The organism is Streptomyces sp. NBC_00539, from assembly GCF_036346105.1.
Classification (GTDB): Bacteria; Actinomycetota; Actinomycetes; order Streptomycetales; family Streptomycetaceae; genus Streptomyces.
Genome location: NZ_CP107811.1, coordinates 1,514,743 through 1,526,886 on the forward strand (window position 1 = coordinate 1,514,743; position 12,144 = coordinate 1,526,886).

Here is a 12,144-nt window from a genome sequence, read left to right on the forward strand (position 1 = left end):
GGTTTCCAGGGGCCGTTCGTTCGTGCGCGGGTGCGTCAGGGGCTGCGGGATCAGACCGTGATCGGGCGGATCGCGGTCGGGGCGTGGCCCGGCTCGGTCGCCAGCTCCTCGAACTCGGTGACGTCGCTCATGTCGACCGTCTTGCTCATCGAGATGTTGGTGACGCGCTCCAGGATCGCCTCGACGACGACCGGGACGCTGTACTCGGCGGCCAGCTTCTTGGCCTCCTCGAAGGCGGCGCCCAGCTCGTTCGGGTCGGTGACGCGGATCGCCTTGCAGCCGAGGCCCTCGACGACCTTGACGTGGTCGACGCCGTAGACGCCCAGCTCGGGCGCGTTGATGTTCTCGAACTCCAGGTTGACCTCGAAGTTGATGCCGAGACCACCCTGCGCCTGGCGGATCAGGCCCAGGTAGGCGTTGTTCACCAGGACGTGGACGTACGGGATCTTGTGCTGCGCGCCGACGGCCAGCTCCTCCAGCATGAACTGGAAGTCGTAGTCACCGGAGAGCGCGACGACCGGGTTCTCCGGGTCGGCGGAGGCGACGCCCAGCGCGGCCGGGATGGTCCAGCCGAGCGGGCCGGCCTGGCCGCAGTTGATCCAGTGGCGCGGCTTGAAGACGTGCAGCATCTGCGCACCGGCGATCTGGGACAGACCGATGGTGGTGACGTAGCGGGTCTCCGGGCCGAACGCCTTGTTCATCTCCTCGTAGACGCGCTGCGGCTTCATGGGGATGTTGTCGAAGTGCGTGCGGCGCTGCAGCGAGCCCTTGCGCTCCAGGTGCGAGGCGACCCAGGCGCTGTAGTCCGGGAGCTTGCCCTCGGCCTTGAGCTCCTTGGCGATCTCGATGAAGAGCTCCAGCGCGGCCTTGGCGTCGGAGGCGATGCCGAAGTCCGGGGCGAAGATCTTGCCGATCTGGGTGGGCTCGATGTCGACGTGGACGAACTTGCGGTCGCCGAGGTACGCGTCCAGGTTGTAGCCGGTGTGACGGTTGGCCCAGCGGTTGCCGATGCCGAGGACGAAGTCCGACTCCAGGAAGGTCGCGTTGCCGTAGCGGTGCGAGGTCTGGACGCCGACCATGCCGGCGCTCAGCTCGTGGTCGTCGGGGATGACGCCCCAGCCCATCAGGGTGGAGATGACCGGGACGTTGGTCAGCTCGGCGAACTCGACCAGCAGGTCGGCGGCGTCGGCGTTGATGATGCCGCCACCGGCGACGATCAGCGGGCGCTCGGACTCCAGCAGGAACCGGACGGCCTTTTCCGCCTGGGCACGGGTGGCGCGCGGCTTGTAGACCGGCAGCGGCTCGTAGGTCTCGGGGTCGAACTCGATCTCGGTCAGCTGGACGTCGATCGGCAGGTCGATCAGGACCGGGCCGGGACGGCCGGAGCGCATCAGGTGGAAGGCCTCCTGGAACACGCCCGGGACCTGCGCGGCCTCCAGGACGGTCGTGGCCTTCTTGGTGACCGGCTTGGCGATCGAGGCGATGTCGACGGCCTGGAAGTCTTCCTTGTGGAGCTTGGAGACCGGGGCCTGGCCGGTGATGCACAGGATCGGGATGGAGTCCGCGATCGCCGAGTACAGGCCGGTGATCATGTCGGTGCCGGCCGGGCCGGAGGTGCCGATGCAGACGCCGATGTTGCCGGGCGCGGTGCGGGTGTAGCCCTCCGCCATGTGCGAGGCGCCCTCGACGTGGCGGGCGAGGGTGTGCTTGATGCCACCGACGTTCTTGAGCTCCCGGTAGAACGGGTTGATCGCAGCGCCGGGGACGCCGAACGCGTGCGCGACACCCTCGCGCTTGAGGATCTCCACTGCAGCGGCGGCGGCTGTCATACGAGGCATCGAGGTCTCCTGCGGTGTGGCGGTCAGGCAGTTTCCGTCATACGGAAGTTTTGTTCTGCTATACGGAACAAGCTAAGCGGCGAGTTCTGCGCACGTCAAGGCGCTTCAGCACCCCGGAACCCACCAAATGCCGCGTCTCGCTCGGTCTGTCGCACAAAAACGCCACCTCGGTGGCGGAATTCGGGGCGACGCCGCCCCGGCCGGTCGCGCGTCGTGGACCATGGACGTACGCACAGCGACGGAGGGGGTACGTGTCCCATGGCGGAAGCGGTACCGGTGCGGTGTCCGGCGTGCCAGCGCGAGAACGCCTATGCGGCGCCGGTCTACCCGTGCGCCTGCGGGAGCCCGATCACCCCGCCGCTGGACCTCGCGGCGCCCCCGCTGCCGCTGACGCACCGGACGTGGACGGACAGCTGGGTGACCGTGCGGTGCGCGGCCTGCGGGCGGGAGAGCGAGTGGCCGCACCCGGAGGTGGGGTGCGCCTCGTGCGGGACGGTGGTGCTGATCCCCGTCCACGCGCCGGAGCCGCCCGGGGCGGCCGCCGGTACGCGGGGCGCCGCGGGCGCGGGCGCGGGTGAGGACGCGGGACCGGGCGGTGGCGGGACCCGCGGGCCGGGGCCCGGACCGGCGGCTCCGCGCCGGGCGGGACCGGGGCCGGTACCGCTCCCGGGTGCGCCGGCGTCGCGTCCGCCCTTCCGGCCCGTGACCATCCGTACGGCCCGGGACGCGGTGGCGACGGCCGCGCTGTACCTGCGCTGGCTCGGCTTCCAGGACGTACGGCAGCCCGACGGGCCGCCGATACCGTCGGCGGCGGTGGACCTGCGGGCTCCCGGGGTGGTCGCCCAGGTGGACCCGAGCACCGCGCCGGCCGGGCTGCGGGCGGTGGAGTGCGTGTGGCTGAACGGGCTGACCGCCTCCGCGACCAGCGTCTACTTCTCCCTCGCCGGGTACACCTCGGACGCCCGGGCGCGCGCCGACGATCTGGGGATACCGCTGTTCGTCATGGACCTCACGGGCATGCCGCAGCCCGTCAACGACCCGGCGGACGCACTCGTCGGTGCGGGGCCATAGGCTCGGGACATTGCGTAGTCGCGTCCGCTGAGGAGAACGAGCCCGATGAGCCTGTACGACATCCCGCTGACCACCCTGTCCGACGAGCCCACCAGCCTGGCCGCCTACAAGGGCAAGGCGATCCTGCTGGTGAACACCGCCTCCCAGTGCGGCCTCACCCCGCAGTACTCGGGGCTGGCCCGGCTGCAGTTCGCGTACGAGGAGAAGGGCTTCACCGTCATCGGCGTGCCCTGCAACCAGTTCGGCGGCCAGGAGCCGGGCTCCGCGGACGACATCCAGACGTTCTGCGCGGCGGGCTTCGGCGTGACCTTCCCGATGCTGGAGAAGTCCGAGGTCAACGGCGAGAACCGGCACCCGCTGTACCAGGAGCTGGTGAAGACCCCGGACGCGGACGGGGAGGCGGGGGACATCCAGTGGAACTTCGAGAAGTTCCTGATCTCCCCCGCCGGTGAGGTCGTGGCGCGCTTCCGTCCGCGCACCGAGCCCGAGGCGCCCGAGGTGATCGCGGCGATCGAGGCGCAGCTGCCGGCCTGATCACCTCGGCGGTCCCGGCCCTGGCCCCGGCCGGGCCGTGGCCCGGGCCGGGGTCGGGTCGGGGCCGGGCTCAGCGGAGGTCGGCCTCGTCGTACTCCGCCGTCGAGCCGGCCTCGGTGAGCTCCCGCAGCTCCACCCGGCGGATCTTGCCGGACACGGTCTTCGGGAGCGGGCCGAACTCGATCCGGCGGATCCGCTTGTACGGGGACAGCACCGCCCGGGAGTGCGCGAACAGCACCCGGGCCGTCTCCTCCCCCGGCTCCCAGCCGGCGGCGAGCGTGACGTACGCCTTGGGGACGGCGAGCCGCACCGCGTCCGGGGCCGGGACGACGGCCGCCTCGGCGACGGCCTCGTGCTCCAGCAGGGCGCTCTCCAGCTCGAACGGGCTGATCTTGTAGTCGGAGGCCTTGAAGACGTCGTCCGAGCGGCCCACGTAGGTGAGGTGGCCCTCGGCGTCGCGCGAGGCGATGTCGCCGGTGCGGTAGAGACCGCCCGCCATCGCCTCGGCCGTCCGCTCGGGGTCGTCGCGGTAGCCCGTCATGACCCCGGCGGGCCGGGTGCGCAGGTCCACGCAGACCTCCCCCTCGTCGGGGGACTCCTTGCCGGTGACCGGGTCCAGGAGCACGATCTCGTAGCCGGGCGCCGGACGGCCCATCGAGCCGGGCCTGACCGGGGCGCCCGGGAAGTTCCCGATCTGCAGGGTGGTCTCGGTCTGGCCGAATCCGTCGCGGACGGTCACGCCCCAGGCCTGGCGGACCTTCTCGATGACCTCCGGGTTCAGCGGCTCTCCGGCGGCGACGGCCTCGCGCGGCGGGTTGCGCAGCAGGCCGAGGTCGGACTGGATCAGCATCCGCCACACGGTCGGCGGGGCGCAGAAGGTGGTGACGCCGCCGCGGTCCATCTCCGCCATCAGCCGCTCGGCGTCGAAGCGGGTGTAGTTGTACACGAACACGGTCGCGCCCGCGTTCCAGGGCGTGAAGAGGTTGGACCAGGCGTGCTTGGCCCAGCCGGGCGAGGCGATGTTGAGGTGGACGTCGTCGGGGCGCAGTCCGACCCAGTACATGGTGGACAGGTGCCCGATCGGGTACGACGCGTGCGTGTGCTCGACCAGCTTGGGACGGGCGGTGGTGCCGGAGGTGAAGTAGAGCATCAGGGGGTCGTCGGCCAGGGTCTCGCCGTCGGGCGTGAACCCGCTGTCCGCCTGGTACATGTCCTCCAGGCGGCGCCACCCGGTGGGCACCTCGGGTCCGGCGGCGATACGGGTGTAGGTGCCGGGCACCTCGTCGAACTTGCCGGTGTCCTCGGCGCGCACGATGACGTGGCGCACCTGCCCGCGCTCGACGCGGTCGCGCAGGTCTGCCGCGCCGAGCAGCGGGGTGGCGGGGATGACGACCGCGCGCAGTTTCATCGCGGCGAGCATCACCTCCCACAGCTCGCGCTGGTTGCCGAGCATCAGCAGGATCCGGTCGCCGGCGCCGACGCCCTGGTCGCGCAGCCAGTTCGCGGCCGAGTCCGAGCGCACGGCCAGCTCCCCGAAGGAGACCCCCCGGCTCGTGCCGTCCTCCTCGACGATCCGCAGGGCGTCGGCGCCGTTCCCGGTGGCGATGTGGTCGAACCAGTCCAGGGCCCAGTTGAAGCGCTCGGGGCGGGGCCAGGTGAAGCCGGCCCGGGCGGCTTCGTAGTCCCCGCGGCGGTCGAGCAGGAAGTCGCGGGCGGCCAGGAACTGTGCGGTGGCGCTGTTCTCCGTCATGGGGGAATCGTGCCGCGTGGCGCTGTGGATCACTAGGCCGACGTCAGCCCCGGATTGACCCGAAGCGGATGCGGCCGGCTCCGGCGGGGACCTCCTGCGTTCCCGGACCCGTCCCCATCTGCGCGAGGAGCCGCTCCCCCTCGGCGGCGATCTCCTCCTCGGCCGCCTGCGGCACCGGGTCGAACAGCTCGACGGTGAGCACCCCCGCCTCCGCTGTCCAGAGCCCGGCGAGGAATCCGTCGAGGAGGAGGGTGCGGTGGGCCTGGTTGCCCGACCAGCTGCGCCCCTTGAGCCGCGGGGGGACGACGCGGGCGCGGTCGGCGTGCGAGAGCAGGAGGTTGTCGAACTCGGGGAGGAAGCGGGGCGGGGCGGGGGTGTCGGGGGCGGGGCGGGGTGCGTCGGGAAGGTCGAACAGCTCGACGCCGTTCTCGTCCCGGAAGACGACCAGGCGCGGCCGCAACCGCTCGAAGGCCTCCCGCAGCCGGGTCAGGCCCGCCCAGGTCTGCATGTCGTTCACGGAGGCGGGTCCGAAGGCGCCGAGGTAGCGCAGCACCACGTCGTCCAGGCGCTGGGGCTCCCCGGCCGGTCGGCCGAGCCAGTGCTCGGCGGTGGTGAGCCGGACCTGGCCGCTGCGGCCCCACACGCCGCGGGGCGTGACCTGTACGAGCGGGAGCCGGCAGCGGGCGGCCACGGACAGGGCCTGCGGGTCGGCGCCCGGCCAGTGGGTGAGGAGTTCCTCCCGGATCTCCCCCATGGTGCGCGGCTCGGCTTCCACGAAGTCCCGCGCGGTCCGCGCCAGCCGGTCCAGGTCGACTCCGGTGAGCCCGGCGCGGAAGTTGCCGAGCTCCCGGTCGCGGGCCTCCTGGACGAGCGGCCGGAGGGTGAGGGCGTCGTGCGCGGTGTGGGTGTGGAGGGTGGAGCGCATGGTGACCATGCGGACCACTTCCCGGGACTCCATCAGTGCGGCGAGCTCCGCGGGGCGGAAGCCGGCGAGACGGGCGTGCAGCTGGAAGTAGGGCGGCCGGACGTTCTGCGCCTGGAGCCCGACGAGGTGCGAGACGGCGTCGGCCGCGGGCATCGGCGTGCGGTGCAGCAGCAGCTGGCGCGCGAGCGTGGCACGGCTCAGTGCGCGGGCGCCGAGGACCGGGTGGGTGGTCGATGAGGCCATGACCGCACGCTAACGCGGCTCGCGGACACCCTCTGTCCGCGACTTCCACGGCGTCCACCCCCTTTGCCCGTATATCGTGCTCTTGGCCCATGGAAAATCGCTCACCTCGGGAGCTGACTGCGATGCCGGAGCGCCCAGACCGCCGCCCCACGCCGCGCACGGGCCGACCGCGGCCCTCCGCGCCGACGCCGTCGGACCACCGCAGCGTGGTCGACTCCGCGGTCTACCGCGACGGCCGCCGCGTGGCCTCCCCCGCCACCCTGGCCGACACCTTCCGGCAACTGCGCGAACAGCCCGACGGCATGGCCTGGATCGGCCTGCACCGCCCGACCGAGTCCGAACTCCACTCCCTGGCCGCCGAGTTCAACCTCCACCCGCTGTCCGTCGAGGACGCCCTGGAGGCCCATCAGCGCCCCAAGCTGGAACGTTACGGCGACACCCTCTTCGTCGTCCTGCGCGCCGCCCGTTACCTGGACGCGCCGGAGGAGGTGGAATTCGGCGAGCTCCACGTCTTCGTCGGCCAGGACTTCCTCATCACGGTCCGCCACGGCGCGGCCCCCGACCTGTCCGCGGTCCGCCGCCGCATGGAGGCCGCCCCGGAACTGCTCTCCCTGGGCCCCGAGGCCGCCCTCTACGCCATCCTCGACGCGGTGGTCGACGGCTACGCCCCGGTGGTGGCCGGAGTCCAGAACGACATCGACGAGATCGAGACCGAGGTCTTCCGCGGCGACCCCGAAGTCTCCCGCCGCATCTACGAACTCTCCCGCGAGATGGTCGAGTTCCAGCGCGCCACCCGCCCGCTGGTCGGCATGCTCCACGGCCTGATGGCCGGCTTCGCCAAGTACGGCACGGACGAGGAACTCCAGCGCTACCTCCGCGACGTCGCCGACCACGTCACCCACACCAGCGAACGCGTGGACGGCTTCCGCCAGGCCCTGACCGAGATCCTGACGGTCAACGCCACCCTGGTCTCCCAGCAACAGAACGCGGAAATGCGCGCCCTGGCCGAAGCCGGCTTCGAACAGAACGAGGAGATCAAGAAGATCTCCGCCTGGGCCGCCATCCTCTTCGCCCCCACCCTGGTCGGCACCATCTACGGCATGAACTTCGAGACCATGCCGGAGCTCCACTGGGCGGCGGGCTACCCCTTCGCCCTCCTGCTGATGGCAGTCGTCTGCGTCAGCCTCTACGTCATCTTCAAGAAGCGCGACTGGCTGTAACGACCCACCTCACGCGCTTGATCGACTGAGCGCAAGCGAACCCCTTCGCGAGGGGGCTTCCACACCTCGTCGTGGCAGATGTCGGCGCGGATGGCGTTGCCGTTGGTCCTGGTCAGGGCCAGCGAAAAGGATCGCTTCTGCCGACCTGGTTCCGGACCACCCCACGGCAGCTCAACTTCGGCATTCCCGAGGCGGTCGGGGACGGCGGAGTGACCCTCCACCCCGACGACGTGGACGGCTGGGTGCAGGCGATCGAGTCGGCCGACCGGACCGGCCTCGGCGCGAGGGCCCGTGCCGGGGCAGCGCCGCTGGTCCGGCCGTGCCTGCCCGAGCTGGCTGCCGCCGGGCTCATCCCGACGGCAGCACCCGCCGCCTAGCGGGCCGCGTAGGCGGCCTGGACCTCGTCGGAGCGGTCGGTCCACCAGTTCAGCAGAGCCTCGTCCGTCAGGAACATCTCGCCGAAGGTGGGGTCCTCACGGTCGAGGTAGAACTACAGCTGCCAGAAGTCGGTCAGCCGCTTCCACCACAGGCGCTTCACCGCGTCGGCGAGGTCGCCCTCGGGCAGATCGATCACGGACCGGTATCCGGAGCAGAACGCGGCAACGCGGTCGAGGTCGAAGGCACCACCGACCCCGAACTGCACCTGCGCGGTCCGCGCGACCTCCTCCCCGTACGAACGGACACCGAGCCGGTCCCAGTCCAGGACCGCCACCACCCGGCCATCGCGGCGCAGCAGGTTGCGGTACTGGAAGTCGCCGTGCGTCCACCCGTACGGCCCGGCCGGCACCTCGCCGTCCGGCCGGGCACCGGCGTACCGCGCGAGGAGGCGGCGCCGGTCGTGTAGGGCCTCGGCGGCGGCCTTGTCGAAGTCCGTCACCGGAGCGGACGGCAAGCGGCTCAGTAGGGCAGCAGCCGCACGGTCGGCCTCGGTCACATCGCGGACCTTGGCCACCGGCGCCTGCTCGGGGACCGGGCCGGGACCATGCCGCCGCAAACCCTCGTGGAGGCGGCCCAGCAGAGCACCGAGATCGCGCACCTGGTCGAGCGGGAGATCCGTCCCTTGGAGGTGCTCGCCGTCCACCCACGGCAGGACGCAGTAGCCGTGACCACCGACTTCCGCCACGAGGTCACCGTTGGCCGCGCTCAGCGGCGCCGGCACGGGGATGCCCTCGCGAGCCAGGTCCACGAGGACCGCAAGGTTCCTGCGGACCTTTGGTAGGGGAACGTCGGCGATCTCCTTGAGCGCGTACACCCCGGTAGCCGTCACGAGCCGCCAGTTCCGGTTCATCAGGCCGTGGGCAAGGAAACGCCGATCACTTACCGCGCCCAGCCCGAACGCGTCGGACAGGCCAGGCAGTACTGCCGTCAGAGCATCTTCTCGAGTCGTATCCGTCACCCCCAGCACGGTACGCCGACGCCGAATCGCGCACCCGAATTCGTCACCGGGATCCCCACTGAGAGTCGGAGGGTGAGGCCAGCCGCGATCGCCACCGGCTCACCCAACTCCGCTCGTGGCGGAGCCGGAACCGTCCCGGCGGCCTCACTACCCTGACCGCCGGACCACCCGCGGCCGTACGACGATCGGGAGACCATGACGACGCCCTCCACCGCCCGAATCGAAGACCTCCTGCAGACCGGGGTTCGCGAGGAGGTCTACCCCGGCGCGGTGTGGGCGGTCGGGGACGCCGACGGCGTCCGCGCGAGCGGAGCCGTCGGCGTCCTCGACCCCGACCAGCCCGACGAACCGATGCGGCTGGACATCGTCTTCGACGTGGCCAGCCTCACCAAGATCCTCGCCGTCTGGTCCACCATCGGCACGCTCACCGAAGAGGGCAAGCTCGACCTCCACGCCCCTCTGGGCACCTTCTGGGACCAGGTCGCCGGCCACGCCCTGGCCCGGGCCACGGCCCACCACCTCCTGACCCACACCGCGGGCCTGCCCCTACGCGCCAACCTGAAGAACCTTTACGGCACCGACCCCCAGGACATCCGTGACGGCGTCCTCCACGAGACCCTCCACCGCCCACCGGGCGAGGCCGTCGAGTACACCGACCGGGCCGCCCTCGTCCTCGGCTACCTCGCCGAGCACCTGTCGGGCCAGCCCCTGGACCGGCTCGCCACCGACCGCGTCTGGGACCCCCTGGGCATGACCCGCACCCGCTTCGGCCCCCTCCCCACCACCGAAGCTGCCCGCTGCGCCCCCACCGAGTACGACGACACCACCGGCACCCACCTCAAGGGCACCGCCCACGACTTCTCCGCCCGCCTCTTGGGCGGCGTCTGCGGCATCGCCGGCACCTTCTCCGTCCTCGACGACCTCGCCCTCTTCCTCCGCCACATGCTCGCCCCCACCCAGGCAGCCTTCGGCCCCACCTGGATCAAGGACTCCCTCCGCATCCACACCGGCGCCCTCACCCCCGCCCGCGGCCTCTTCTGGCACCCCGCCCCCGGCACCGACCCCGCCGAGGACGTCTGGGTCCACTACGGCTTCACCGGCACGGGCATGTGGATCAGCCCCATCCAGGGGCGCTGGGCCGTCCTCCTCACGAACAAACTCCGCTTCAACCGCGACCGCGAACCCCTGACGGAGATCCGCAACGCCTACCGTCTCAGCGCATTCCCGGTGAATGTTCCGAGGATCCAAGCCTGACTGCAGCTGCGTCCGCGTGGTGGCTTACGCAGGCGTCAACTCCCTGAGTGCCCTTTGTAGCGCGTCGCTCATGTTGCATTGGCTCGAATTGTCACGTCACGGCAGCGGTGCGGCGGCCGCCACCCCGACCAGGTCCGGGAGCGCGACCCTGCGGGGTTACCGAATGAACGCTGAGCAAGTTGTCCGGAGGTGGAAACAAGAGGCAGTCGTAGGGGCGTGCCAGCGCCGCGGGACGCCAACGTCCGGAAGGTGATGACCGCCCAACGCAACCGGGACACTGCGCCAGAGCTGGCGCTGCGCCGCGCCCTTCACGCGTTGGGCTTCCGTTACCGCGTGGACTTGCCGATCCCAGGAATGCGGCGTCGGCGCGCTGACGTCACCTTCACACGCTGGCGGACGGCGGTGTTCGTCCAAGGGTGCTTCTGGCACGCCTGCCCGACACATCAGCACGCTCCGAAGCACAACTCCGAGTGGTGGCGCAGGAAGTTCGACACCAACGTTCACCGGGACGAGGAGACCGATGCGCACCTCGCGCTCCTGGGCTGGCTACCACTCCGCATCTGGGAGCACGAAAGCGTGGACGGTGCTGTTCGGCGCGTGACGGCGGCCCTCGCCACCCGGGGTCATCCCCTGGCCCTGCGGCTGGACGCCCGGGACGTCGACACGTGACGTCAGGCCGGAACAGCACCGCCACGTACGACGGCGTCATCGCCCTGACTAGGACGGTACGGCTCCCGCTGAAGCACCCGGTTCGTCTGCCGCTGACGGGTGCACGTACCTGCCCTCATTGAACGGGGTGAACCAAGCATCGAACGACATGGGCACCACCCCCAGGGTGGAGCCGACCACGCTCTCATCGATGCCGTCCATCGAATCGTCGTACAGCCACTCGTGGTCCATGTCCTCGTACACGCTGTCGGCGAAGGTCGCGAGGGCAGCCGAAACGCCCTCTTCGAGGAGTCCGAACAGATCGAGGTTCGCATTCGCCTGACGCAGCAGCAGTCTCAGGGCCAGCTCTTCGGCGATGCAGCTCAGCTGGCCGAAGTTCCCCGCCGTGAACCGGGTGGTCATGGCGATCACTGTTACCAGGAAGCGGCGGGCGAATCGGGTGTCGTACTGCAGGGCGTACCTCTCTGGCAGGTCCTCCAGGTGCCACAGGGAGCCGTCGCACTCTCCGACTGTGCTCTCCTCCCCTTCCAGGGTGTGCACGTCATCGAACAACTCGTCGATCAGGACATCGATGGCGTAGACCAGGGCGCCGGCAGCCAAGCGAGCGTCCTCGGGCGATACGACGGAGTCCCAATCGTTGCCGTCCTCGCCCTCGAGGTCATCGGGTCCACCAAACATGACGGGCGGGAAGGAACGCAGCTCGTCTGCCAATACGAGCATCCGGGCACGCACTTCCTCGGCCTTCGACTGAGCGTCGTATTCGCTTCCCTCGACAGCCGGGGGTGGTTCGGAATGACGTGCTTTCCGGGCCGCGGGATCGTCTGGCGGAACGTCGGGGCCGTCAGCCCCAGTGAGGCTCTCCTGGGCGAGCTCCGGATGCAGGTCGACCTCGCACCGTTTCACCTCCCAGTCCGCGAGCAGTTCGGACCGCATCAGCACCTCGCCCACCACTTCCCGGACCACGTCCTCCGCGAACTCGAGCGCCTCGGCGTCGACGAACACCTTGAGCACTGCCCCGCTCGGGTGTACGGCAACGATCGTGTCGAGGAGGTCCACCTCCATGCCGTCTGGTCCCTCGATGCCGTCGATCGAAGCTAAGCCGTTCTCGATCAGCGCCACGGCTCCGGCACGCTGCAGCGGATCCATCGCCGACGCGCCTTCCGGGCTACAGATGTCTGCCGTCACTACGTACGTCACGCCTCCGAGCCTGGCAGACGGAACTGAGGTACGGGGCCAGAACCGGC

At 70.6% G+C, this 12,144-nt stretch carries 11 protein-coding genes; 6 read left to right on the forward strand and 5 right to left on the reverse strand.

Going from position 1 to position 12,144, the window contains the following annotated elements:
• Window positions 1-50: 50 nt before the first annotated feature.
• The gene (gene gcl / locus OG861_RS06795; protein WP_329199502.1) at window positions 51-1,838 is read right to left on the reverse strand and encodes a glyoxylate carboligase; all 1,788 of its coding nucleotides are present in this window, start codon (window positions 1,836-1,838) and stop codon (window positions 51-53) included.
• Window positions 1,839-2,096: 258 nt separating this feature from the next.
• Between gcl and OG861_RS06800 the strand changes: the two genes are divergently transcribed.
• Window positions 2,097-2,909 (forward strand): hypothetical protein, encoded by an 813-nt coding sequence (locus tag OG861_RS06800; RefSeq protein WP_330261456.1) that lies wholly within the window; start codon window positions 2,097-2,099, stop codon window positions 2,907-2,909.
• A 45-nt stretch (window positions 2,910-2,954) separates the two neighbouring features.
• On the forward strand, window positions 2,955-3,443 hold the full coding sequence (locus OG861_RS06805; RefSeq protein WP_329199499.1) for a glutathione peroxidase: 489 nt from the start codon (window positions 2,955-2,957) through the stop codon (window positions 3,441-3,443).
• 70 nt (window positions 3,444-3,513) lie between these two features.
• Here OG861_RS06805 and OG861_RS06810 read toward each other — a convergent pair whose 3' ends face one another.
• Both OG861_RS06810 and OG861_RS06815 read right to left on the reverse strand, forming a co-directional pair.
• The gene (locus OG861_RS06810; RefSeq protein WP_330261457.1) at window positions 3,514-5,193 is read right to left on the reverse strand and encodes an AMP-binding protein; all 1,680 of its coding nucleotides are present in this window, start codon (window positions 5,191-5,193) and stop codon (window positions 3,514-3,516) included.
• Between the two features lie 43 nt (window positions 5,194-5,236).
• Window positions 5,237-6,361 carry a winged helix DNA-binding domain-containing protein gene (locus OG861_RS06815; protein WP_330261458.1) on the reverse strand — a complete coding sequence of 375 codons (1,125 nt, stop codon included), beginning with the start codon at window positions 6,359-6,361 and terminating at the stop codon, window positions 5,237-5,239.
• An 89-nt stretch (window positions 6,362-6,450) separates the two neighbouring features.
• Here OG861_RS06815 and OG861_RS06820 point away from each other — a divergent pair, with 89 nt between their 5' ends.
• Together OG861_RS06820 and OG861_RS06825 are read left to right on the forward strand one after the other, a co-directional pair.
• Window positions 6,451-7,581 (forward strand): magnesium and cobalt transport protein CorA, encoded by a 1,131-nt coding sequence (locus OG861_RS06820; RefSeq protein ID WP_443057516.1) that lies wholly within the window; start codon window positions 6,451-6,453, stop codon window positions 7,579-7,581.
• Between the two features lie 209 nt (window positions 7,582-7,790).
• Window positions 7,791-7,958: a hypothetical protein gene (locus OG861_RS06825; protein WP_330261459.1), complete on the forward strand. Its 168-nt coding sequence runs from the start codon at window positions 7,791-7,793 to the stop codon at window positions 7,956-7,958.
• 113 nt (window positions 7,959-8,071) lie between these two features.
• Here the strand turns inward: OG861_RS06825 and OG861_RS06830 are convergent, their stop codons facing one another.
• Complete coding sequence (locus OG861_RS06830; RefSeq protein ID WP_330261460.1) at window positions 8,072-8,986, reverse strand: phosphotransferase; 915 nt, start codon at window positions 8,984-8,986, stop codon at window positions 8,072-8,074.
• A gap of 186 nt (window positions 8,987-9,172) precedes the next feature.
• Between OG861_RS06830 and OG861_RS06835 the strand changes: the two genes are divergently transcribed.
• Complete coding sequence (locus tag OG861_RS06835; protein WP_330261461.1) at window positions 9,173-10,231, forward strand: serine hydrolase domain-containing protein; 1,059 nt, start codon at window positions 9,173-9,175, stop codon at window positions 10,229-10,231.
• Between the two features lie 216 nt (window positions 10,232-10,447).
• The gene (locus OG861_RS06840; RefSeq protein ID WP_329375130.1) at window positions 10,448-10,900 is read left to right on the forward strand and encodes a very short patch repair endonuclease; all 453 of its coding nucleotides are present in this window, start codon (window positions 10,448-10,450) and stop codon (window positions 10,898-10,900) included.
• 48 nt (window positions 10,901-10,948) lie between these two features.
• Here OG861_RS06840 and OG861_RS06845 read toward each other — a convergent pair whose 3' ends face one another.
• Complete coding sequence (locus tag OG861_RS06845; protein ID WP_330261462.1) at window positions 10,949-12,097, reverse strand: hypothetical protein; 1,149 nt, start codon at window positions 12,095-12,097, stop codon at window positions 10,949-10,951.
• Between the last annotated feature and the right edge of the window lie 47 nt (window positions 12,098-12,144).